The organism is Streptomyces sp. NPDC099050 (genome assembly GCF_044759865.1).
In the GTDB taxonomy this organism is placed as follows: domain Bacteria; phylum Actinomycetota; class Actinomycetes; order Streptomycetales; family Streptomycetaceae; genus Streptomyces.
Genome location: NZ_JBIWAE010000005.1, coordinates 208775 through 231973 on the forward strand (window position 1 = coordinate 208775; position 23199 = coordinate 231973).

Here is a 23199-nt window from a genome sequence, read left to right on the forward strand (position 1 = left end):
GAGCTGGCACCATGTACAACCCCACCGTTGCCCGGCTCACCTACCGGGCTCTGCTCGGCCGCCGCCGCGCACTGATCCTCTGTGCGCTGCCCGTCCTGCTCATCGCCATCTCCATCGCGGTGCGCGCCTTCACGGGCCCCGACGACAAGGTCGCCGCCGACCTCCTCGGCGGCTTCGCCCTGGCCACGATGGTCCCGCTGATCGGCGTCATCGCCGGCACCGGAGCCATCGGTCCGGAGATCGACGACGGCTCGATCGTCTACCTGCTCTCGAAGCCGGTGAAGCGCCCGACGATCATCATGACGAAGCTGACCGTCGCGATCGCCGTCACCATGGTCTTCTCCGCGATCCCCACGCTGATCGCCGGCTTCATCCTCAACGGCAACGGCCAGCAGATCGCCGTCGCCTACACCGTCGCCGCCCTTGTCGCCTCGGTGGCCTACAGCGCACTGTTCCTGCTGCTGGGCACCGTCAGCCGGCACGCGGTCGTCTTCGGCCTGGTCTACGCCCTGATCTGGGAGTCGCTCTTCGGCAGCCTGGTCGACGGCGCCAAGACCCTCAGCGTCCAGCAGTGGTCGCTGGCCCTCGCGCAGAAGGTCGCGGGTGAGGGGTACGTGGACGCCACCGTCGGGCTGCCCACCGCGGCGATCCTGCTCGTGGCGGTCACGGTCGGCGCCACCATCTACGCCGGACAGAAGCTCCGCCGCCTGACCCTGGCGGGCGAGGAGTAGGACGTCCGCACCGGCGTCCCGTGGGCTCCGGCCCCGGATGTTTCACGTGAAACAGTGCCCCGCCCGGCCCACCGGCCAGGCGGGGCACAGCTTTGCGCGGGATCATCGGTGCATGATCGAGTACACCGAGCCCGAAGCGTCCAGGCCGGTACGGTCCTGGATGCGTTCCGCGCCCGGTACCCACATATGGCTGCTGATCATCGCGGTCACCAGCATCGTGGTCGTCATCGTGCCCGACCATCTCGAACACGTCCTGCTGCACCGCAACAGCAGCAATATCCACGAGCTCGCCCGGCACCCCGTAAGGGCCCTGCTCAGCAGCGCGTTCTGGATCGAGGACCCGGCCTCGCTCCCGCTCTATTTCGTTCTCTTCGAGGCCTTCCAGGCCAACGTCGAGCGCTGGCTCGGCACCCTGCGCTGGCTCTTCATCATCGCGACCGGGCACATCACGGCCACGCTGATCAGCCAGAAGCTGGTCCTGATGGCCATCCAGGACCACCGCGCCCCGCGCAGCATGGTCCACGTCGTCGACATCGGCGTCAGCTACGGACTCGCGACCGCCGTCGGAGTGCTCACGTACCGCCTGTCCGGCCCCTGGCGCTGGCTCTACCTGGCCGGGGCCGTGGCCTTCTTCGGGCTCCCGCTCGTCAGCGACGGCACCTTCACCGACTTCGGCCACGCCATCGCGCTCGCCGTCGGCCTCCTCGCCTGGCCGCTGACCCGCCACCCGAACCCGCACCGCAACCCCCGCTGACGCACGGAAATTCACTGGTACGAGGCGTGCGGCGGAGGCAGAGTGAGCCGTGCGGGGAGAAATAAGAAGGTCCGGAACAGCCACTTCGAGCGCGCCTCGCGGCGCGGGCCGTTCCGGACCTTCCGTTCGTCTTCCGCCCGGTTACGCGGCGCCCAGCAGACGCTCCAGGACCACGGCGATGCCGTCCTCCTCGTTGGAGGTGGTGACCTCGTCCGCCACGGCCTTGAGCTCCGTGTGCGCGTTGGCCATCGCCACTCCGTGTGCGGCCCAGCCGAACATCGGTATGTCGTTGGGCATGTCGCCGAAGGCGATCGTCTCCGCCGCCTTCACGCCCAGCCGGCGCGCGGCCAGCGAGAGGCCGGTGGCCTTGCTCAGTCCCAGCGGCAGGATCTCCACGACACCCGGACCGGCCATGACGATGCCGACCAGGCTGCCCACGGTCTCCCGGGCCACCTGAACGAGGGCGTCCTCGTCCAGCTCGGGGTGCTGGATGTACAGCTTGTTCAGCGGGGCCGACCAGACCTCGGCGGTGTCTTCCAGGTAGATCGCGGGAAGGCCCTCCTGGACCTGGTAGCCGGGGCCGAAGAGCACCTCGCCCTCGACTCCGTCCCGGCTGGCGGCGAGCGCCAGCGGACCCACCTCGGCCTCGATCTTCTCCAGAGCCAGCGCGGCAAGCTTCCGGTCGAGCGTCACCGAGGTCAGCAGCCGGTGCGCGCCCGCGTCGTAGACCTGCGCGCCCTGGCCGCAGACGGCGACGCCCTTGTAGCCGAGGTCGTCGAGGACGTGCCGGGTCCACGGCACGGCCCGGCCGGTGACGATGATGTGCGCTGCGCCCGCCGCGGTGGCCGCGAGGAGGGCCTCACGGGTGCGCTCCGAGACGGTGTCGTCGCCGCGCAGCAGCGTCCCGTCGAGGTCGGTCGCGACGAGCTTGTACGGGAACGGGGCCGTGCTCACTTGGCGATCGGCTCCAGGATCTCCCGACCGCCGAGGTAGGGCCGGAGCACCGGGGGAACGCGGACCGTGCCGTCGGCCTGCTGGTGGTTCTCCAGGATCGCGACGATCGTGCGCGGGACCGCGCACAGCGTTCCGTTCAGCGTGGACAGCGGAGCGGTCTTCTTGCCGTCGCGGTAGCGGATTGACAGGCGGCGCGCCTGGAAGCCGTCACAGTTCGAGGCGGAGGTCAGCTCGCGGTACTTGCCCTGGGTGGGGATCCACGCCTCGCAGTCGAACTTGCGGGAGGCGGAGGAACCCAGGTCGCCGGTGGCGACGTCGATCACCTGGAACGGCAGCTCCAGGCTGGTCAGCCACTGCTTCTCCCAGTCCAGGAGCCGCTGGTGCTCGGCCTCGGCCTCCTCCGGCGCGACGTACGAGAACATCTCGACCTTGTCGAACTGGTGGACGCGGAAGATGCCGCGGGTGTCCTTGCCGTAGGTGCCGGCCTCGCGGCGGAAGCACGGGGAGAAGCCGGCGTAGCGCAGCGGCAGCTTGTCCGCGTCGATGATCTCGTCCATGTGGTACGCGGCGAGCGGGACCTCGGAGGTGCCGACCAGGTAGAGGTCGTCGTTCTCCAGGTGGTACACGTTCTCCGCGGCCTGGCCGAGGAAGCCGGTGCCCTCCATGGCGCGCGGGCGGACCAGCGCCGGGGTGAGCATCGGGGTGAAGCCGGCCTCGGTGGCCTGTGCGATGGCCGCGTTGACGAGCGCGAGCTCCAGCAGGGCGCCGATGCCCGTGAGGTAGTAGAAGCGCGAGCCGGAGACCTTGGCGCCGCGCTCGACGTCGATGGCGCCCAGGGACTCGCCGAGTTCGAGGTGGTCCTTGGGCTCGAAGCCCTCGGCGCCGAAGTCGCGGATGGTGCCGTGCGTCTCGAGGACGACGAAGTCCTCCTCGCCGCCGACGGGCACGTCCGTGTGGACGATGTTGCCGAGTCGCAGGAGCAGCTGCTTGGCGGCTTCGTCCGCCTCGTTCTGCTCGGCCTCGGCGGCCTTGACGTCCTGCTTCAGCTGATCGGCCTTCTTCAGCAGCTCGGCCCGCTCCTCCGGAGAGGCCTTGGGGATGAGCTTGCCGAGCGACTTCTGTTCGTTGCGGAGTTCGTCGAATCGCATGCCGGAGGACCTGCGGCGCTCGTCGGCGGAGAGCAGTGCGTCGACGAGGGCGACGTCCTCTCCACGGGCGCGCTGCGAGGCGCGGACACGGTCAGGGTCTTCACGGAGCAGCCGGAGGTCAATCACCCCTCCAGGCTACCGGGCCGGGCTTCGGGGGATCGCACCGATATCACGCTGCGTGTCGCTTTGTCCTAATTGCCGCGAATGGAAAACTTCGGGCGGGAGACTGGAACCATCCCTTCCGCGGATCCCGATAAAACCGGCCCCATTCTCCGAAAAGGGGCACCCCGGCAGCGATCGGGCAGCCCTTGAGCAGGTGGAAGGGGCTTCTTTGTCCACAGGAATTCCCCAGGTGACCGGCTTATCCACAGGCTGTGTGCGGGATCTGTGGACACAGGAATAGATCAATCTCGACCGTGGAGCGGGCAGGCCCAATCAGGGTTCAAACCACCCTCACACACTCATTCGGGTGGGAATGACTCGCCCCAAAGAGTTGATCGGTGATACAGGGGTGACGCCGTTCACCTCCCGCTCGTCAGCGCGAAACCTGTGCCGCCCGACCGATTTGTCGACCTTGTCGTGTTGCTCTGTCGACTTGTCCCCAGGTCCGCACCGATACCTGTGGATAACTCTGTGGACAGTGGACAGAGCGTTAGGGGCGCCCGTCGAGGCAACGCGTCAGCCAGTCCGAGGCCGCGGTGAAGTCACTGTCGGAGGTGCCGGCCCGGGCGGCCTGGACGTCACCCTGAGCGACACCGGCGCGCGGGTAGGAGCCGAGGAACCGGATCTGGGGGCAGGTGCGCTTGAGGCCCATGAGCGCCTCGCCGACCCGGCGGTCGGAGATGTGCCCCTCGGCGTCGACGGCGAAGCAGTAGTTGCCGATCCCCGCACCCGTCGGACGGGACTGGATCAGCATCAGGTTGACCCCGCGGACGGCGAACTCCTGGAGCAGCTCCAGCAGCGCGCCGGGCCGGTCGTCGCCCATCCACAGCACGACGGAGGTCTTGTCGGCGCCGGTCGGCGCGGCCGGACGGGCAGGACGCCCGACGAGCACGAAGCGGGTCTCGGCGTTCTGCGCGTCGTGGATCTCGGTGACCAGCGGGACCAGCCCGTAGGTGGCGGCCGCGAACTCGCCCGCGAAGGCGGCGTCGAAGCGGCCCTCCTGGACCAGCCGGGCACCGTCGGCATTGGACGCCGCCGACTCCCACAGGGCGTCGGGCAGGTTCGACCGCAGCCAGTTGCGCACCTGAGGCTGGGCGACCGGGTGCCCCGTGACGGTCTTGACGTCCGACAGTTTGGTCCCGGGCCGCACCAGGAGCGCGAACGCGATGGGGAGCAGCACCTCGCGGTAGATCATCAGCGGCACGCCGGCGGCCAGCTCGTCCAGGGTCGAGGTGACCCCGCCCTCCACAGAGTTCTCGATCGGGACGAGGGCCGCAGCGGCCTCGCCGTTGCGCACGGCGTCCAGAGCGGCCGGGACCGAAACCATCGGGACGAGCTCCCGGGTCGCGGCTTCGGGGAGGGTGCGAAGGGCGGCTTCGGTGAACGTGCCTTCGGGACCGAGATAGGTGAAGCGGGTGGCCGACATGCGATCAGCCTAATGCCGGGGCCCGGACGCCACCCGGGCTGTTCACCCTTCGAGCAGCCGCTGACCCACGTACTCCCCGGCGCGTGCGCCGGGCGGCACCGCGTACAGGCCGCTCGACTCGTGCCGGATGAATTCCGACAGGGCGTCGCCGCGGTCGAGCTTGCGCTGGACGGGGACGAAACCGCGGGACGGGTCGGCCTGCCAGCAGATGAAGAGCAGCCCCGCGTCGGGGGTTCCGTCGGCGGAGATCCCGTCGTGGAAGGAGAAGGGACGCCGGAGCATGGCCGCTCCGCCGTTCTGCGCGGGAGCGGAGATCCGGGCATGCGCGTTGGAGGGGATCACCGGCTTTCCGTCGGCGCCGATCTTGTCGAGGGCCGGGGCGGTGGTCTCCTCACCTCCGGTCAGCGGGGCGCCGGTGGCCTTCGTACGGCCGATGACCTGTTCCTGCTGGGCGAGCGACTGCTGGTCCCAGTGGTCGAGGAGCATGCGGATACGGCGTACGACGGCGTACGAGCCCCCGACCATCCAGGCGTGCTCCGGGGGCACGGTGCCCTGGACGAAGATCCGCCGGTCGAAGTCGGCTTCGGTGGGCTTCGGATTGTTGGTGCCGTCGACCTGACCCATGAGGTTGCGGGCGGTCATCGGTGAGGCGGTGGCACCGGGAGAACGGTTGAAGCCGTTCATCTGCCAGCGCGGCCGGGCGGCCTCTCCGGCGTCCTTCTGCAGCGCGCGCAGTGCGTGGAAGGCGACCAGCGCGTCGTCTGAGCCGATCTGGACCCACAGATCGCCGTTGCTGCGCTGGGGGTCGAGCCGGTCGGCGGAGAAGTCCGGCAGCGGGTCGAGGGCGGCCGGACGGCGCGCGGCGAGGCCGGTGCGCTCGAAGAAGGAGTGCCCGAAGCCGAAGGTCACCGTGAGGGAGGAGGGGCCGGAGCCGAGCGCGATCCCGGTGTCGGCGACCGGCGCCGTCTCGCCCGCCGTCAGCCGCCGCGCGGTATCGGACCAGCGCCGCATCAGCGCGGCGGCCTCGGTGCGCCCGGCACCGGGCGCCAGATCGAAGGCGATCACGTGCCCCTTGGCCTGGAGGGGCGTGGTGATGCCGGCCTGGTGGTCCCCGTGAAAGGCGACCCGGGTCGCGCCGAGGCTGCCGGAAGCACCTCCGGTGCCGGCCGTGCCGGACCCGGTGACCCCGGACCGGACGAGGGCTCCACCGGCGGCGCCGAGTGCGAGCCCGGCGGCGCCCGCGGCGCCGACCGTGCCCAGCAGGCGGCGCCGGGAGATCTCGACGCCGGGAAGTTCCGTGCCGCTCTCGGTGCTCTGGGTGCTCTTGGTGCTCGCGGTCGTCTCGCTGTTCTGGGTCACGCTGGTCAGCCGATCTTCACGTTCTTCTGGACGGTCGTCTGGTCGATGTCGGAGGTGCGGATCGTCACGTCGATCCGCCAGTCGCCGGTCAGCGGCAGCTGGACGCCCGATGCGGTCCAGTGACCGGCAGCGGCGCGCTCGGGGAGGACCGGAAGGGGGCCGATCTCCTTGGCTTCCAAGGTGAACGACACCTTCAGCTCGGGCAGGTCGAGCGGCTTGCCGTCGGGGGTCTCGGCCCACACGTGGAGCGTGTTCGCACCGACGCGGCCCGGGTCGAGCTGGAGCCGGACCGAGCCCTTGCCGTTCTGGCCGCCGGTGTCGAAGGGCAGCGTGACCTTGACCGCGCGGTCGGGAACGGCTGTGGCGGTGGAGCCGCGCCCGGCCTCCAGTTCAGCGGCACGGCCGGGCTCGGTGCTGGTGAGGATGGTGGTGACGGCCAGCAGGACCACGGCGACACCGGCCTCGGCGAGGACGGACCGGCGCAGCCCGGCGCGGTCCGGGTCGGCGTCACGGACCTGCTTCTCCCGCGCGGTGCGCCGGGCGGCGCTCTGCCGCGCGAGCTGCGCGGCGCGCCGGGGGTCGGAAGAGATGCTGTCGGAGACGGCAGTGGTGGCCGGGGTGACGGTCACGGGCGATGTTTCACGTGAAACATCCGAGGCGTGCTCCCCCTTCTCCTCCCCTTCCCCTTCGCCCTCGCCCCGGCCCCCGGCCAGCCGCGCGGTCCACTTCCGTGAGGTGTAGGCGATGGCGACGACGAGGGCGACGAGTCCGATCTTGACGAGCAGCAGCCGGCCGTAATCGGTCCCGGTCAGTGCGGACCAGCTGCCGACCTGCCGCCAGGCCTGGTAGGTGCCGGTGGCGGCCAGGACGACGACGCTGATGAAGGCGACGGTGGAGAAGCGCCGGATGGCCGTGCGCTCGATCCCGGGAACCTTGTGCAGCGCGACGAGCAAAGCGGTGAGTCCACCGAGCCACACGGCGACGGCCAACAGGTGCAGGATGTCGACGGGCATGGCGAGAGCGGGCTGGATACCGGTCGAGGCGTGCTCGGACAACGCCCAGGTGGCGGCGATGCCGCCGGCGACGACGGTCCCACCGATGCCGAGCCCGAAGACGAGGTCGCTCTCCCCCCTGGCGTCCTCTTCGGAGGTCTCGGGGGTCTCGGAATCATCCGTGCCGTCCGTGCCGTCCGTGCCGTCCGTGCCGTCCGCACTCGCGTCGCCGTCTGTGCCCGCCGACGGGTGACGCCGGGCGTAGGAGCCGAACAGGACGGTGATGAACAGTGCGGCGGCGCCGAGCAGCAGCAGCCGCGAGACGAGCGAGGCTCCGGACTTCGTCTCCAGGACGGCCTTCAGCCCGGCCAGGTCGAAGGCGTCGGCGAAGTTCCCCGACCCGGTGTAGGGGTTGCGGAGCAGCAGCATCACCAGGGTGGCCACGGTGAGCGCGACCCAGGCACGTACGACCAGCCTCTGCATCGGCCGCTGTGCGGCGCCCCGGCGCCAGCACAGGAGGATGAAGGCGGCGGCGCCGACGAGTACGGCGAACCCGGCGTAGGCCACGTAGCGCGCGATGCCGTAGGCGATGGCGACGGGCCCGTCGCCCGCCGTCCGCGAGGGCAGCGAGACGTCGGTCTCGGAGGGGGCTCCGATGGAGAAGGTGAAGGCGCCGGAGATCGGGTGGCTGTCCGCGGATATGGCCTGCCAGGCGACGGTGTAGGTGCCGTCCGGCTGTCCGGGGCGCAGGGCGGTGCCGTAGCGGATGAGGCTCCCGCTGCAGAGGTCGCGCAGTTCACCGGTGTCGACGCGCTTGCCCCGGGGATCCAGGACGCGGATGGAGTCGCCGTTCATGGCGACCCCCTCCGAGAAGGAGAGGGTGATCTGGGCGGGCGCCGTGGCGACCACCGCCCCGTCCGTGGGGTCGCTCGCGGTCAGCGCGGCGTGTGCCGAGGCCGGCGCGGCAGCGGCGAAGAAGGCTGCCAGCAGTGCGGCGAGGACCAGCGTGAGCCGGGGCAGGAGTGCCGTGGCACGGACGCGGGCCGTGGATGGGGTCGGGGCGGTGGCCGTCATGGCGAGTCAGTCCCTCGGTCCGTCAGTGGGCGGTGCCATCGGTGGATGTCGGAGCCTTGTACGTCCGCTCCTTGACGTCCAGCTCGACCTTGACCGGACCGGACTTCTCGAAGCGCAGTTCGACGGTGACCTTGTCGCCGACCTTGGGGGTGTTCTTGAGCCCCATGAACATGATGTGGTTCCCGCCGCGCGCCAGCTTCAGCTCGCCGTTCGCGGGCACGTCCATGGACTGCACCTGCTGCATCTTCTGGTCCTTGGTCTCGTGGACCTGGAGATCGTCGGAGAGCGGGCTCGCGGCCCCGGTCAGCTTGTCGGCCGTCTTGGAGTCGTTCTTGATGACCATGAACGCGCCGGCCATCTGGTCGTTCACGGGCTCCGGCATGTAGCCCCCGCTGACCGTCAGCTTCGGCGCGTCACCCGATGCGGTCCCGGAGTCCGAGGAGCAGCCGGATATGGCGAGCGCGGCCGTCAGGGAGAGGGCGGCGGCGAGGGTGCGGGTGGTGCGGGCGTTCACGGGTTCTCTCCCTTGACGACCTTCGGCAGGTCCTTGGTGTAGTCATCGACGGTGGTGCTCTCGCCGTAGAGGAGGTATCCCTCGTCGGTCCTGGGCGAGAAGGCGATGACCTGGGCGCCGTGCATGGACACGACGTTGCCGGAGGCGTCCTTCTTGGCGGCCTCGATACCGATGCCGAGCGTGCGTGCGGCGGCCTGGATGGTGGCGAAGTCCCCGGTCAGCCCGGTGAATGCCGGGTCCAGGCCCTGGAGCCACGAGCCGAGGGACGCGGGAGTGTCCCGTTCAGGGTCGGTGGTGATGAAGACGACCTGGAGCTTGTCCTGGTCGGCCTTGGGGAGTGCCTTCTTGGCGACGGCGATGTTGCTCATCGTCAGGGGGCACACATCGGGGCAGTGGGTGTAGCCGAAGTAGATGAGCGTCGGCTTGCCCTTGGTCTGCTCGCGCAGGTTCCACGGCTTGCCGGTGGTGTCCGTGAGGACGACGTCCGGCTTGTCGAAGGGGCGGTCGAGCACGGTGGCGGACCCGGCTTTCGCCTGGTTCTCGCTGATCTGGGTGACCTGGCCGTTCTTGGCCGGTTCACCACCGCAAGCGGTGAGGGTGAGGGCGGCCGCCGCCACGAGGGCGGCGAGCGTCACACGTGTGGTGCGCATGGGAAAGTCCCTGAGATCGGGGGTGGTACGGGAGGATCCGCGAGCCCGGCCGGCCCGGTTGGCCGACCGGCTGCGCGGGATCAACGGTTCAGGAGGTCGGGCGGTTCAGGAGGTCGGGCGGTTCAGGAGGTGCGGCGGCGCGAGGCGACGCCGAAGGCCACGCCGCCGAGCCCGATGACGATGCCGGCGACGCCGAGGGCCCGCGCGGTCGTGTCGGATCCGCTCTTGGCGGCGGCCTCGTGGCCGTCCTTGTGGTCGGCGTCGGAGTTCTTCGCCTCGTCCGCCGGCTTCTTGGCGGCGGCGTCGTGGTGGTCGGCGCCGGCGGCGGTCAGCTTCAGGACGGGCGCCGGGGTCTGCGGTTCGGCGGCGCCCTCTTTGGGCTCCTCGATCCAGCGGACGACCTCGCCGTTGTCGTAGGTCTGGATCGCCTTGAAGACCATCTGGTCGGCGTTCTCGGGCAGCTTGCCGACGGAGACCGGGAACTGCTGGAACTTGCCGGCCTCGATCTTGCCGCCGGACCAGGTCACCTTGGTGACGACCTCGTTGACCTGCTTGCCGTGCACGGTGAGCGGCTTGTCGAGCTTGGTCTTCTCGACGTTGGACGTCCAGCCGGGGATGTCCTGCGGCATGACGGACGTGAGCGGCTGGTCCACGGGGAAGTTGACCTCGAGCTGCGTGGTCGCGGCGTTGTCGCGCTCGTTGGGGACCTTGAAGTTGAGCGTGGCGTACCCGCCCTTGGCGGCTTCTCCCACGGGCTGCACGCCGACGTGGGCGAAGGCGGTACCGGAGAGGAGGAGGACGGAACCGGCGGCGAGGGCGGCGGCGAAGGAGACGCGAGAGGTCTTCACGGCAGAAACACTCCACGGAAGCTGTGGTGACGGTGGCTCCGCGCGCGGCGCGCACGGAGTTCGCGGCACCGGTGCTCCCGTCGTGAGTCCCGGGGAGGAGGGTGCCGCTTCAGGCTGCGAGGGCGAACGCCGCCGGCGGCCCGCGCCTGATCACCGTGTGCTGGAGTGCGTCCCGGCCCGTGGACAGCTCGGGTCCGGTCCCGGCGCCCGCTGCCCGGGGGGTACGGGCGGGCCGGTCCTGAAGGCCCGCGCCGAGGGCTCGTACGTAGGCCAGCGCGGCACGCAGCGGGCGCACCGGCCCGGCTCCGGCGGAGAGCCTGGACAGTTCGAGGAGGCGGAACAGCGCGGCGTCGCCGCGTCCGAGCAGCCAGCCCGCGGCGAGTGCGGCCAGCAGGTGCCCGATCAGCATGGCCGGGCTGAGCAGCCCCACCAGTCCGCCGGCCGGTTCCACCAGGCCCGGCCCCATGTGGGCGTGGGCCATGTGTCCCTGCGCCCCGGCCTGCGCGGCCAAGGCATCCGGGTCCAGCCCGGCGCTCTCCACGATCCGCCGGGCATCCGACGGGTGGATCGGTACGGAGTTGCCCCCGCACACCAGTTGGGCGGCCAGCGCCGCGAGCGAGGTCTCCGAGGAGGTGCCGCCGCCCGCCGAGGCGTTGTGCTGGCCGAGGCTGAACACCGTGTGCAGCGCGAGCTGTCCACCCGCCAGCGCGGCGGCGATGCCGGGCAGCGAGCGGCGCCGTCCGGCGAGCGCGGCCGCGCCCGCGAATACGGCGAGGAAGCCGGCGCAGAGGGACCACCAGGGCACCGTCGCGCAGGAGGCCAGTGCGTGCCCGGCCGCGGACAGCACGACACAGACCGCGGTGAACACCGCGGCCCGGATCAGCCTGAGGCCGGGTCCGGCCTGCGTCGCGTGGGGGGCAGTCATGGCCGGGCCATCATCGCACTGGCCTTAGGCGCCGCATACGGCAGGTGCGACAGCCGGTTTGCGTTCCCGCGCACGGGTGTCCGGCGCGCGTCCGCATACACCGTCGCCCGGGAGCGCCGCATCGGCCGAACGAGGGCTCTGTCGGCCTTCGGGGGCTTAGCCCCCGCCCCTGGCGGCAATAGGTAACCGTATGAGCATCTGGTGGTCTCTCCACTTGAGGCGCGAAGCAGCGAGTGTGCCCCTGGCGAGGCGACTCCTGTTGGGGACGATGGAGACGGCGGGGGTCGACCCGGACATCTCCTTCGACCTGTCGGTGGCGCTGAGCGAGGCGTGCGCGAACGCCGTGGAGCACGGCGGCCGCGAAGCCGTCCCGCGCTCGGGCAGCACGGACGACGCGCCCTCGGGCGGCGGATCCCCGGACGGGACCGGGGCGTACCACGTCACGGCCTATCTGGACGGGGACCGCTGCCGCATCGAGGTGAGCGACTCGGGGCCGGGATTCCCGGCCGCGACGGTGGCCCGCCGCAGACCGGCCCTGGCCGAGCACGGCCGGGGCCTGCACCTGATCGAGGAACTGGCCGACCACGTCCGCTTCCGCAACCGGCCGGGCCGGGGCGCCGTGGTCAGCTTCGACAAGATGCTGAAGTGGCGGGACGACTCCCTGCTGAAGGTGTCGTAGAAGGTGTCGTGGAAGGTCGTGGAAGGTCGCAGAAGGCCGTCGAAGGCCGTGGACGTGCCGATGGGCGGAACCCGTGGAGGGTCCCGCCCATCGGCGCGTACGAACGGTGGCGTCAGCCCTTGAGCCGCGCCATCCAGGCCTCGACCTCGTCCGAGGTGCGGGGCAGCCCGGCCGACAGGTTCCGGTTGCCGTCCTCGGTGACGAGGATGTCGTCCTCGATCCGGACGCCGATGCCGCGGTACTCCTCGGGCACGGTCAGGTCGTCGGCCTGGAAGTACAGACCGGGCTCGACCGTCAGGCACATGCCGGGCTCCAGCGTGCCGTCCACGTACGCCTCGGTGCGCGCCGCGGCGCAGTCGTGGACGTCCATGCCGAGCATGTGACCGGTGCCGTGCAGGGTCCAGCGGCGCTGCAGACCGAGCTCCAGGACGCGCTCGACCGGGCCCTCCAGCAGGCCCCACTCGACGAGCTTCTCGGCGAGCACGTGCTGCGAGGCGTCGTGGAAGTCACGGAACTTCGCACCCGGCTTCACGGCGGCGATGCCGGCTTCCTGGGAGGCGTACACCGCGTCGTAGATCTTGCGCTGGATGTCGGTGTACGTGCCGCTGATCGGCAGCGTGCGCGTGACGTCGGCGGTGTAGAGGGAGTGGGTCTCCACGCCGGCGTCGAGCAGCAGCAGGTCTCCGGAGCGGACGTCGCCGTCGTTGCGGACCCAGTGCAGGGTGCAGGCGTGCGGGCCGGCGGCGCAGATGGAGCCGTAGCCGACGTCGTTGCCCTCGACGCGGGCGCGCAGGAAGAAGGTGCCCTCGATGTAGCGCTCGGAGGTGGCCTCGGCCTTGTCGAGCACCTTCACGACGTCCTCGAAGCCGCGGACGGTGGAGTCGACGGCCTTCTGCAGTTCGCCGATCTCGAAGGCGTCCTTCACGGCGCGGGCCTCGGAGAGGTAGACGCGCAGCTCCTCGTCGTGCTCCTTGGTGACCTTGTCGGTCAGGGCGGTCTCGATGACGGAGTCGTGACCGCGCACGCTGCGGACCGGGCCCTCGGCCTCGGCCAGCTCCTCGGCGAGCTTGCGCACGTCCTTCGCCGGGATGCCCAGGAGCTGCTCGGCCTCGGTGAGGGAGTGGCGGCGGCCGACCCACAGCTCGCCGCTGCCGGAGAGCCAGAACTCGCCGTTCTCGCGGTCGGAGCGGGGCAGCAGGTAGATGGTGGCGTGGTGGCCGGTGTCCCCCGCGGGCTCCAGGACCAGGACGCCGTTCTCGGTCTGGTCGCCGGTGAGGTACGCGTACTCGGTCGAGGCGCGGAAGGGGTACTCGGTGTCGTTCGAGCGGGTCTTCAGCCGCCCGGCGGGGACGACGAGGCGCTCGCCGGGGAAGCGCCGGGACAGCGCGGAGCGGCGGGCGGCGGTGTGCGCGGCCTGAGCGATCGGCTCCAGCCCGCGCAGCTCGGTGTCGGCCCAGCCCGTGCGCATGCTCGCGGCGAGCTCCTCGCTGACACCCGGGTACAGCCCGTTCTTGCGCTGCTTGTGCTTCTTCTTGGGCTGCTCTTCTTCCGGGGTCTCCGGGGTGAGCTCGTCAGCCACGTCTTCTCCTCAGTACGACGGACACGGACCGGGTATGGACCTCATCCATCGTATGTGTGAGCGGACGCCCCCCGACGGGTCGTGTGACAAATCCGCCAAACCCGGCCACACCGTCGCACGCCCCGTCCCCCATTGCCCGCCCCCCATCGCCTCATCGCCTCATCGCCTCATCGCCTCGTCACTCGAACCGTGCCGCGAGCAGCACGATGTCCTCGGAGGCGTCCGCCGGGGCGGCGGGGCCGTCCCCTTCGCCGTCCGGCAGCACCGTGCGCAGGATGTGGTCGCAGATGGCGCCCGGGTCCTCACGCGCGCTACGGGGGATCCCCGCGGCGGCGGCGTGCAGCCGCGCGTACGCCCGGTCCATCGGGTCCCCGGTGCGCCGCAGCAGTCCGTCCGTGTACAGCAGCACCGTTTCTCCGGGCGCGGGCTCGATCTCCACGCTCGGCGCCTCCCAGCAGGACAGCATTCCGAGCGGCGCGGAGAGGGTGGTCTCCACGTACTCGGTGCGCCGCTCGCCGATCAGCAGCGGCGGGGTGTGCCCGGCCCCGGCCAGGATGAGCTTCCTGCCCCGGCCGTTCGCGTTCGGGCCCCCGGCGGGCTCGCAGTAGGCGAAGAGCGCGGTCGCCGAGCGCGCGGGCTCGGTCAGGCGCAGCAGCAGTTCCAGATCGGAGAGTACGGCGACGGGGTCCTCGCCCTCCATGACGGCGTACGCACGCAGCGAGGCGCGCAGCCGGCCCATCGCGGCGACGGCGCTCGGTCCCGAGCCGGTGACGGAGCCCACGGCCAGGCCGAGGGCGCCCTCCGGCAGCGGCAGCGCGTCGTACCAGTCGCCTCCGCCGTGCGGGCCGGTGTGGTGCCGGGCGGCGAGCTGGACCCCGGAGATCCGGGGGAGCCTGCTGGGCAGCAGTTCCTCGGCGACGGTGGCCAGGCCGGCGCGGGCGCGCTCCACCTCCAGCATCCGGGCCAGGTGCTCGGCGGCGTGCCGGACGTACAGCCCGGCCAGGTCGCGCTGGCGGTCGTTGGGCTCGGCCTGTTCGTCGTAGAGCCAGACGGCCGCGCCGAGCCGGCCGGTGGCTTCGGCGGTCAGCGGCAGCGCGTAGCTGGCGGCGTAGCCGAGGCGGGCGGCGACCTCGCGGTGGCGGGGGTCGACGGGCGTGCCGTACCCGCCGGCGCCGGGGCCGGGAAGCCTGCCGGGCTCGGGCAGCACCTCCGAGCCTCCGTGGGCGTCGGGCAGGCCGTCGAGGATGCGGCCGTAGGAGGTGGCGCTGCGCGGCACGGTCTCGATGTGGCCGAGGTCGGCGTGGCCGAGGCCGAGGCCGATCGTGCTGGTGGGGCCGAGTCCGTCGGAGGGCTCCAGGACGATCAGGCCGCGCCGGGCGCCGACGAGGGCCGCGCCCGCCCGCAGGAACTCCTGGAGGGAAGAGGTGAGGTCACTGGCGCGGGCGAGCCGCTCGGTGAGTTCGTGGAGGGTGGTGAGGTCGGAGACCATCCCGGCGAGGCGGTCTTGAATGACCGAGCTCGCGGCGGGGTTCTGCGTCGGCGTGTGGGCCGATCGCGGGCTCGTCGAGGTGGGCACGGCCGTAGGAGCCGGTGTGGGCGCCACAGTGTGCGGGGACGCTGTGACAGCTGGATCGATTCCAGCCACTTTCGGCAGATGCGGGGCGCTCATGGCGTCCGCCTTTCCAGCTGGTGCGATTCGCCATATAGCATCGCAAACCCCCAGATCATGCTGCGCCGCTATCAATGAATCCACATCTACACGCACACGAGGAGCGATGTCCAGCATTGCCCAGGTGGGAATCCTGGTGTCCGTGGGACGGCAACTCACTGTTCGGTCCGGGCTAGAACTTGGCCGGAAAAAGCGGGAAGCGGACGGTTTTTGCGGTCGACTGGGCGAGTCCGTCGGCCGGTCCGGGTACGTAATCCGTTGCACCCGGGGAGAGTTGGCGCATCCTGGTGCCCGCCGGGAACCGCCGGGCGCGGCCCGTCGTCCCCATCGACGGCAGCCGTCCCCCGCACGGTCCCGGGTCGCGCACCGCCCCCGACGGACGTTTCATGGACCCGTAAGAGAACTGCACGAACCGTGTGAACCTGCTTCAGGCGGACAGTGACGCGAAACGTGTACGTGTGGTGAACCACCGCTTACATGGTGTGATGTGGCCCTCGGCGTTCAACGGAAAGGAACGAGCGCTCATGCGCGAGATCCTCGGAAGGCGTCTCCAGCGGCTTCGCAATCGCTTGCAATCCCTGCGCCCCGCCCCGCCGCAGGGTGAAGCGCCGGCTCTTCTCGAAGCGGCGCTGACCTGCGCCGACACCTGGAACTGGCCCGTGCTGCCGGGTGTCGGGCGCTCCGGCACCGACAGCACCCGGTGCGCATGCCCCGACCCCGACTGCGTCGTCCCCGGCGCTCACCCCTTCGATCCGGGGCTGCTCGCGGCCACCACCGACCCCCGAATGGTGTCCTGGTGGTGGGCCAACCGGGCGGGTGCCCCGATCCTGCTGGCCACCGGCGGCAGCGCGCCCTGCGCGGTGAGCCTGCCCGCCGCGGCGGCCGCGCGCGCCGTCGTACGACTGGACGCCGAGGGGATGCGGCTCGGGCCGATCGTGGCCACGCCCACGCGGTGGTCGCTGCTCGTGGCGCCGTACTCGCTGGAGCGGCTCGGCGAGATCCTCTACGCCAAGGACCACGTGCCCTCCTCGCTGCGTTTCCACGGCGAGGGCGGCTATTTGCTCCTCCCGCCCTCCCCCGCGGTGGGCGGCGGTCAGGTGCGGTGGGAGCGCGAGCCGGCGGGGTCCGGGGAGATCTGGCTGCCTGAGGTGGAGGCGGTCGTGGACGCGCTGGTGGAGGCGAGCAGTGGGGCGCCGGGCGGCGGGAGCCGGCTCGCGTACTGAGCTCATGCGCTGACGGATCACTCGTACGGGTGTCAGCGAGACGAGTTTGCAAGGGAATTGGGCGCGGGGATCTCCGTGCCCCATTCCCGCATCGCTATCTTCGGCGAATGAATCTCCGCCTGATCGGTATCGGCGCCGGTGTGTTGATCATCTTGTCGCTCCCGTTGGCGGGAGCGATCGCCGGGCCGGATTTCGCCGGTCAGAGCGATGGAAAGGGTGGCGGGTTGCTCTCCACCTTCGGCCTCGGGCACGCGTCCGAGGGTGCCCGAGGAAGATCCGGCTCCGGGGATTTCGCCGATTCGGCCGGCTCGGAGGCGAGTTCCGCCCCGGGCGGGTCCCGTACGCCGGCCCCCGCCGCGGCGCCGGCCCGTCCGGGCCCCGCCGAGCAGCCGCGTACGGACGCCCGCTGCGGACCCGAACTGTCCTCCCCGCAAGGGGTGGAGGCGCAGACGTGCGTCCTGTCGGGCGAGGGCCGGACGTGGGGGCGCAGCTACTACCGGAACACCAGCGGCCGCGCGCTCGACGCGGTGCTCACGGTGATGGGTCCGGCGGGGCGCACGGTGCAGATCCGCTGTGCGGTCGGCGCGGGTGACGAACCGGGGCTGTGCGAGACGCCGGGGGAGGAGTCGGCCGGGGTTCCGGCGGACTACTCGGCCGTAGCGGAGTTTGCAGTTCCGGATGATGAAGGAGCTCTGCTGCTGCGGTCCGGGAGCAACTCACCGGTCCGGGGTGATGGTTGAGCGTCACCGGAAACTCAAGGGCCCGGTCGCTGGCGACGGGGGATGCACCAGCGACCGGGCTACAAGAACGGTAACAAGAGATCGCCTGTTCGCAAATTCGATCTCTGATATTCGGACACCGATTTGCAGGCGATTAGCGGGAGTTGTGACTCCGATCACCGGTGACCGGTCACCGATGGCCATCCGTGGTAGCGCCCGAGGCCCCTCGTGCGGGCCTTCGTGCGGGCCTTGGGGCGGACCCTCGTGGCCGGCCCGCGAACGGGCCGGCCACCCGGTCAGCTGAGGGTGACCTGGCGGTTGGTGAGGCCGCCGCGCGCCCGGCGCTCCTCCGTGGTCAGCGGCGCGTCCGTGGCGAGTGCCGCGGCGAGCCGCTCCGCGAGTTCGGCCGCGGGCTTCTCCACGTCCTCGGCCGAGACTCCGGTCGGCAGGTCCCAGACGGGGACCATCAGGCCGTGGGCGCGGAAGGAGCCGACCAGCTTGGTGCCCTCGCCGAGCGAGGACGTGCCCGCGGCGGACAGGCGCGCGAGCGCGTCGAGCAGCTTCTCCTCGGGGTGCGGCATGACCCAGCGCAGGTGGTTCTTGTCCGGGGTCTCGCACCAGTAGGCGGCATCCACGCCGGTCAGCTTGACGGTAGGGATGGCGGCCGCGTTGGCGCGCTCCAGGGAGGCGGCGACCTCCGGGGAGGCGCTCTGGGCGCTCTCCGCTTCCGGAATCCAGAATTCGAACCCGCTGTGGACAACCGGCTCGAAAACGCCGTCCACGGACAGGAGATCCTGAAGTCGCGGACCCTCGGCCGGAACCCGGCGGGCGGCGACGACGGTGCCGGGCTCGGCCACGAGCGCGCGCTCCAGGGTGTCGGCCATGTCCCGGGCGAGGTCGCCGCTGGTCGAGTCGTTCTGCAGGCCGAGCAGGACGGAGCCGTCCTCGCGGCGCAGCGCCGGCGAGGCCAGCGGGAGCACGGTCACCAGCGTGACGGAGGGGACGCCCTCGGGCAGTCCGCCCTTGAGGGTGAGCGGCACGGTGGCGGCGGGGACGAGCTCGCGCAGCGCCACCCAGTCGCACTCGCCGGGCAGGCCCTCGAACGGGCGGGCCACGTGCTCGGTCACGGCGTGCGCGGCGGCCGCGCCGTGGCAGGCCTTGTAACGGCGCCCGGATCCGCAGGGGCAGGGCTCGCGAGCGCCCACCACCGGGATCTCCCCGTTGTTGAGCTGCGGCTTTGCGGACTTCGCGGCGGGGCGCTTCTTGGCCATCGTGGGTGTCTCCCGGTTGCGGCGGTACGGCGTCGGTCTGGGCGCGAGCCTAGCCGTTCGTACCGCCACAACCGGTGGGGTGCGGCCGGGAGCACGGTCGGCGTGCGCTCCCGGACGGCCGCCATCCGTCCACCCGCGGTCGAGGACCGGTCGGATCAGGGATCCAGGTCGTCGAAAGCCATACTGAAATCGATCGCCGGGGACGCAACGCGCGTAGCGAAATCCTCGTGCCGGGTCCCACAGGCAACGGTCGCCCATACGGTGACCTCACCCGCCGCTCCGTCCCGGACACCCCAGTCCTGGGCCAGGGCGCTGATGATGTTCAGCCCCCGCCCGCCCCGCGCGGTGACCGAGGGCTTGGCCGGGATGGGGCGGGTGGGCCCGCCGCCGTCCGTGACCTCGACCGTCAGCCGCCCCGCCTTGTCGACGTGCCACGACGCGTGTATCCCGCCGTCGCCGATCTCCCGTACGCCCAGCGGTCTGCCGTGCCGGCAGGCGTTGCTGAGTAGTTCGGAAAGGATCAGTACGGCGTCATCCACGATCGATTCGGACACCCCGCTGATGCGCAACTGCTCGCGCATCCGGTGCCTCGCCTCGCCCACGCCCGCAGGACCATGGGAAACGTCCATGCACGACGACGTGGGCACTTCTTGTGCCACCATCAACGCCACCCCCGGAACCTCCTTAGCCCCACGCATGGTCTGGATGCCCCAATGGCCTGGACCGGAAACCGTCGGACGGGCGCCCTCTGACGCATTCACGACGACCGAACGCGGAGTGGATGCGCCGGTGCACACCCCGTAACGGGTGGTTCGCGTGGGACGAGTGCGCAAAACGGGATGTCAGCGGCCCAGCTGTGACAAAACTTGTCGCGGTCGGTTCGTGATGATCGCTTCCACGCCCAGATCAGCGCAGAGATGAACATCTTCCGGATCGTTCACGGTCCATACGTGAACGGAGTACCCCGAGGCCTGAAGTTTGCGGATGAAGCCCGGGTGGTTGCGCACGATCCGCATTCCGGGCCCGGCGATCCGCACCCCGGCCGGCAGTCGCCCGTCCCGCATCCGGGGGGAGATGAACTGCATCAGGTACACGGTCGGGACCGTCGGCGCGGCCGCCCGCATCCGGTGCAGGGAGCGCGCGGAGAAGCTCATGACCCGGACCGGGTGCGGCCCCTCGGCGGGCGGGGCGTCCAGCGCGAAGCGCTTGAGGAGGAAGAGCAGCCGCTCCTCCACCTGTCCGGCCCAGCGGGTCGGGTGCTTCGTCTCGATCGCCAGCTGTACCGGCCGCCCGGCGTCCGCGACCAGCTCCAGCAGCCGCTCCAGGGTGAGCACGGAGGTCCGCTCGGGGTCGGCGTCCCAGTCGGGAGACTCCTCCCGGTCCTTCCACGAGCCGAAATCGAGGGCGGCGAGATCGGCCAGCTCCAGGGCGGAGACGGCGCCGCGGCCGTTGGAGGTGCGGTTCACCCGCCGGTCGTGGACCAGGACCAGGTGGCCGTCGGCCGTGAGCCGGATATCGCATTCGAGGGCGTCGGCCCCGTCCTCGATGGCCTTGCGGTAGGCCGCCAGCGTGTGTTCGGGGGCATCCTCCGAGGCGCCGCGGTGGGCGACGACCTGGATGGGGCGCGGCGTTGCGTGGGTCACCGGCTCATGGTGCCACCGAGAGGGCCCCGGGTGTCGTGGAGGGCTCGGCAGGTGCTTCTGGGGATGCGTCCGAAATGTCGCAGATAAAGGATGGGGGAGACTCACAGGTCCGGCTTACAGTGCTCTGACGGGTCATGGGAAAGGCTTTGCCCCGGAACTTGTACGGCACGTCGAACGTTCAGTCGGACCGATATAGCCCGTATTTCTGAAGCCGTGTGTGACGAGGAGAGAGCGCTGTGAGCACCGAGAACGAGGGCACCGCGGCCCCGACGCCCCCCGCGGCTCCGCCCGTACCCCCGGTGGCCGCGCCCGTCGACGCCGCGCCTGCCGCCCCCGCGCCTGCCGCCCCCGCCGCGCCGACGCCCGCGGAGCCGGTGACGCAGCAGCTGCCGCCGACGCCCGCGCCAGGCGCCGAGCCCACCCAGCAGCTCCCCCGGACTCCGGCGGCCCAGCCCGCGCCGGCCCAGCCCGCCGCGGCCGTCCAGCCCCCGGCCCCGGCCCCGGCTGCGTACCCGGCTGCCGCGTACCCCGAGAGCCCGGCCCCGCCGGTCACCCCGGCCTACGCCCAGGCCCCCGCTCCCGCGCCGCAGGCGATGGGCGCCGAGGGCTGGCCGCCCCCGCCGCCCGCGGCTCCCGCGTACGGTGCCGGCGACGGCCACGGCGGCCACGGCGGTGGCGGCTGGGGCGTGCCCCTGGCCACCGACGGCGCTCCGCAGCCCAAGCGGAAGGGCAAGGGCGGCCTGATCGCGGGCGTGCTCGCGGCGGCCCTCATCGCGGGCGGCGTCGGCGGCGGCGTCGGCTACTGGGCCGCCGACCGCAGCGCCGACGGCTCCGGCTCGACCACGGTCAGCGCCGGCAACACGCCCAAGGACCTCAAGCGCGATGCCGGCTCCGTCGCGGGCCTGGCCGCCGGCGCGCTGCCCAGCGTCGTCACCATCGAGGCCTCGGCAGGCGACGGCGAGGGCGGTACCGGCACCGGGTTCGTCTACGACCAGCAGGGCCACATCCTCACGAACAACCACGTGGTCGCCTCGGCGGCCAACGGCGGCAAGCTCAGCGCGACCTTCTCCGACGGCAAGAAGTACGAGGCCGAGGTCGTCGGCCGGGCCCAGGGGTACGACGTCGCCGTCATCAAGCTGAAGAACCCGCCGTCCGGCCTCAAGCCGCTGCCCCTCGGCGACTCGGACAAGGTCGCCGTCGGCGACTCGACCATCGCGATCGGTGCGCCGTTCGGCCTGTCCAACACGGTCACCACCGGAATCGTCAGCGCCAAGAACCGCCCGGTCGCCTCCGGTGACGGCTCCAGCGGGAAGAACTCGTACATGAGCGCCCTCCAGACGGACGCCTCGATCAACCCGGGCAACTCCGGCGGTCCGCTGCTCGACAGCCGCGGCGCGGTCATCGGCATCAACTCCGCGATCCAGTCGGCCGGCAACGGCGGCTTCGGCGGCGGCCAGGCCGGCTCCATCGGCCTCGGTTTCGCCATTCCGGTCAACCAGGCGAAGAACGTCGCCGAATCGCTGATCAAGACGGGCAAGCCGGTCTACCCGGTGATCTCGGTCTCCGTGGACCTCGCGGCCAAGACCGACGGCGCGAAGATCTCCGAGACGGGCGCCTCGGCCGGCGAACTGGTCGACCCGAGCGGCCCGGCGGGCAAGGCGGGCCTGAAGCCCGGCGACATCATCACCGAGTTCGGCGGCAAGCCGATCGACAGCGGCCCGACCCTGATCAGCGAGATCTGGACGTACAAGCCGGGCGACACGGTGAAGCTGACCTACCTGCGCGGCGGCAAGCCGACCACGGTGGACATCACGCTCGGCTCGCGGGTCGGCGACAAGTAGCAGCGGGACCAACTGGCTTGATGGCGATGGGCCGTAGGCGCGATTGTGCCTGCGGCCCCTCCCAACGTCCGCTTATGCTTCGACCGTGTTCGATTCGCGGCACATACGGACGTTCCACGAGGTGGTCGCCTCGGGGTCCTACTCGGCCGCCGCGCGGGTCCTCGGGTACACCCAGCCCGCGATCACCCAGCAGATGAAGGCGCTCGAACGCGCCGTCGGCACCCCGCTGTTCACCCGCGTGGGACGCCGCATGCAGCTCACCGAGGCCGGGGAATCGATGGCCCGGCACGCGGAGACCATCCTCGGCAGCCTCTCCGCCGCCGAGGCACAGCTGAAGGCGTACGCCCGGCTGCGGACCGGCCGCGTCCGGCTGTGCGGCTTCCCCAGCGCCAACGTCACCCTGGTCCCCGAAGCCCTGAGCAGCCTGGCCAAGGAGCATCCGGGCATCCAGGTCGAGTTGCTGGAGGGGGAGCCCCCGGATTCCTTGCGCAGGCTGGAGCGGGGCGAGTGCGACATCACCCTGGCCTTCACCTATCCCGGCCTGCACGAGGAGGTGCCGGAGGAGGTCGCCGAGGTCAGGCTCATGGAGGACCAGCTGACGGTGCTGCTGCCGACCGGGCACCCGCTGGCCAGGCGGCGGGCCGTGCACCTCGCGGACCTCTCCGAGGAGCGGTGGATCGCCGGCTGCCCGCGCTGCCGGGCGAACCTCCTGCACGAATGCGCGGGGCTCGGCTTCGTCCCCGACATCCGGTTCGCCACCGACGACAACCTGGTGGTCCAGAGCCTGGTCGCACAGGGCCTGGGCGTGGCCATGATGCCCGCGCTGGTGCTGCCCTCGCTCTCGCTGAGCAAGGTGTGCGGGCGGCCCCTGCTCCCGGCCGCCCGCCGTCACATCGCCGCACACGTGTACCGCGACCATCTGCGGGTCCCGGCGACGGCGGTGGTGCTGGAGGCCTTGCGGCAGGCGGCCTCGAACCGCGTCGGCTGCTGAACCGGTCCGCCGGAGGTTCCCGCTCCTCCCCCAACCCATAAGCCGGT

Annotated in this window: 21 protein-coding genes; 7 read left to right on the forward strand and 14 right to left on the reverse strand. The window is 71.2% G+C overall.

The window, feature by feature from the left end:
- The first annotated feature begins 11 nt into the window (after positions 1-11).
- Both ACIQV3_RS11120 and ACIQV3_RS11125 read left to right on the forward strand, forming a co-directional pair.
- Positions 12-731, forward strand: a complete 720-nt coding sequence (locus ACIQV3_RS11120) for an ABC transporter permease (RefSeq protein ID WP_403711959.1) — start codon at positions 12-14, stop codon at positions 729-731.
- Between the two features lie 112 nt (positions 732-843).
- Entirely contained in the window at positions 844-1485 is a 642-nt protein-coding gene (locus tag ACIQV3_RS11125) for a rhomboid-like protein (protein WP_403711961.1), read from the forward strand.
- A 141-nt stretch (positions 1486-1626) separates the two neighbouring features.
- On the opposite strand, the gene ACIQV3_RS11130 is transcribed toward ACIQV3_RS11125, so the two are convergent.
- The 9 genes from ACIQV3_RS11130 to ACIQV3_RS11170 form a co-directional block, all read right to left on the reverse strand.
- The gene (locus ACIQV3_RS11130) at positions 1627-2439 is read right to left on the reverse strand and encodes an HAD family hydrolase (protein ID WP_403711963.1); all 813 of its coding nucleotides are present in this window, start codon (positions 2437-2439) and stop codon (positions 1627-1629) included.
- A complete protein-coding gene (serS, locus tag ACIQV3_RS11135) occupies positions 2436-3713 on the reverse strand; it encodes a serine--tRNA ligase (RefSeq protein WP_243331242.1) in 1278 nt (425 codons plus the stop codon). The genes ACIQV3_RS11130 and serS overlap by 4 nt, the downstream gene beginning before the upstream one ends.
- A gap of 526 nt (positions 3714-4239) precedes the next feature.
- On the reverse strand, positions 4240-5175 hold the full coding sequence (gene pheA / locus ACIQV3_RS11140; protein ID WP_403711965.1) for a prephenate dehydratase: 936 nt from the start codon (positions 5173-5175) through the stop codon (positions 4240-4242).
- A 42-nt stretch (positions 5176-5217) separates the two neighbouring features.
- Positions 5218-6534: an iron uptake transporter deferrochelatase/peroxidase subunit gene (gene efeB, locus ACIQV3_RS11145; RefSeq protein WP_403711967.1), complete on the reverse strand. Its 1317-nt coding sequence runs from the start codon at positions 6532-6534 to the stop codon at positions 5218-5220.
- Between the two features lie 5 nt (positions 6535-6539).
- Positions 6540-8600, reverse strand: a complete 2061-nt coding sequence (locus ACIQV3_RS11150) for a copper resistance CopC/CopD family protein (RefSeq protein ID WP_403711969.1) — start codon at positions 8598-8600, stop codon at positions 6540-6542.
- Between the two features lie 22 nt (positions 8601-8622).
- Entirely contained in the window at positions 8623-9114 is a 492-nt protein-coding gene (locus ACIQV3_RS11155; protein ID WP_403711971.1) for a copper chaperone PCu(A)C, read from the reverse strand.
- Positions 9111-9764, reverse strand: coding sequence for an SCO family protein (locus tag ACIQV3_RS11160; protein WP_403711973.1), 654 nt, complete (start codon positions 9762-9764; stop codon positions 9111-9113). The genes ACIQV3_RS11155 and ACIQV3_RS11160 overlap by 4 nt, the downstream gene beginning before the upstream one ends.
- A gap of 122 nt (positions 9765-9886) precedes the next feature.
- Positions 9887-10612, reverse strand: a complete 726-nt coding sequence (locus ACIQV3_RS11165; protein WP_403711975.1) for a YcnI family protein — start codon at positions 10610-10612, stop codon at positions 9887-9889.
- 109 nt (positions 10613-10721) lie between these two features.
- Positions 10722-11537, reverse strand: coding sequence for a hypothetical protein (locus ACIQV3_RS11170; protein ID WP_403711977.1), 816 nt, complete (start codon positions 11535-11537; stop codon positions 10722-10724).
- 190 nt (positions 11538-11727) lie between these two features.
- Here ACIQV3_RS11170 and ACIQV3_RS11175 point away from each other — a divergent pair, with 190 nt between their 5' ends.
- Positions 11728-12216 (forward strand): ATP-binding protein, encoded by a 489-nt coding sequence (locus tag ACIQV3_RS11175; protein WP_403711979.1) that lies wholly within the window; start codon positions 11728-11730, stop codon positions 12214-12216.
- Between the two features lie 112 nt (positions 12217-12328).
- Here ACIQV3_RS11175 and ACIQV3_RS11180 read toward each other — a convergent pair whose 3' ends face one another.
- The gene (locus tag ACIQV3_RS11180; protein WP_403711981.1) at positions 12329-13795 is read right to left on the reverse strand and encodes an aminopeptidase P family protein; all 1467 of its coding nucleotides are present in this window, start codon (positions 13793-13795) and stop codon (positions 12329-12331) included.
- Positions 13796-13973: 178 nt separating this feature from the next.
- Positions 13974-15581, reverse strand: coding sequence for a PP2C family protein-serine/threonine phosphatase (locus tag ACIQV3_RS11185; RefSeq protein WP_403711983.1), 1608 nt, complete (start codon positions 15579-15581; stop codon positions 13974-13976).
- 407 nt (positions 15582-15988) lie between these two features.
- On the opposite strand from ACIQV3_RS11185, the gene ACIQV3_RS11190 reads away from it, so the two are divergent.
- A complete protein-coding gene (locus ACIQV3_RS11190) occupies positions 15989-16687 on the forward strand; it encodes a bifunctional DNA primase/polymerase (RefSeq protein WP_403711985.1) in 699 nt (232 codons plus the stop codon).
- Between the two features lie 107 nt (positions 16688-16794).
- Positions 16795-17427, forward strand: a complete 633-nt coding sequence (locus tag ACIQV3_RS11195; RefSeq protein ID WP_403711987.1) for a hypothetical protein — start codon at positions 16795-16797, stop codon at positions 17425-17427.
- 275 nt (positions 17428-17702) lie between these two features.
- On the opposite strand, the gene ACIQV3_RS11200 is transcribed toward ACIQV3_RS11195, so the two are convergent.
- The 3 genes from ACIQV3_RS11200 to ACIQV3_RS11210 all read right to left on the reverse strand — a co-directional run bounded on the left by ACIQV3_RS11200 (position 17703) and on the right by ACIQV3_RS11210 (position 20320).
- A complete protein-coding gene (locus tag ACIQV3_RS11200; RefSeq protein WP_403711989.1) occupies positions 17703-18677 on the reverse strand; it encodes a DUF5926 family protein in 975 nt (324 codons plus the stop codon).
- Between the two features lie 155 nt (positions 18678-18832).
- Positions 18833-19339, reverse strand: a complete 507-nt coding sequence (locus ACIQV3_RS11205) for an ATP-binding protein (RefSeq protein ID WP_403712309.1) — start codon at positions 19337-19339, stop codon at positions 18833-18835.
- A 180-nt stretch (positions 19340-19519) separates the two neighbouring features.
- On the reverse strand, positions 19520-20320 hold the full coding sequence (locus ACIQV3_RS11210) for a glycerophosphodiester phosphodiesterase (RefSeq protein WP_403711991.1): 801 nt from the start codon (positions 20318-20320) through the stop codon (positions 19520-19522).
- 236 nt (positions 20321-20556) lie between these two features.
- Between ACIQV3_RS11210 and ACIQV3_RS11215 the strand changes: the two genes are divergently transcribed.
- Together ACIQV3_RS11215 and ACIQV3_RS11220 are read left to right on the forward strand one after the other, a co-directional pair.
- Positions 20557-22161 (forward strand): S1C family serine protease, encoded by a 1605-nt coding sequence (locus ACIQV3_RS11215; protein ID WP_403711993.1) that lies wholly within the window; start codon positions 20557-20559, stop codon positions 22159-22161.
- Between the two features lie 85 nt (positions 22162-22246).
- On the forward strand, positions 22247-23152 hold the full coding sequence (locus ACIQV3_RS11220) for a LysR substrate-binding domain-containing protein (protein ID WP_403711995.1): 906 nt from the start codon (positions 22247-22249) through the stop codon (positions 23150-23152).
- Positions 23153-23199: the final 47 nt, after the last annotated feature.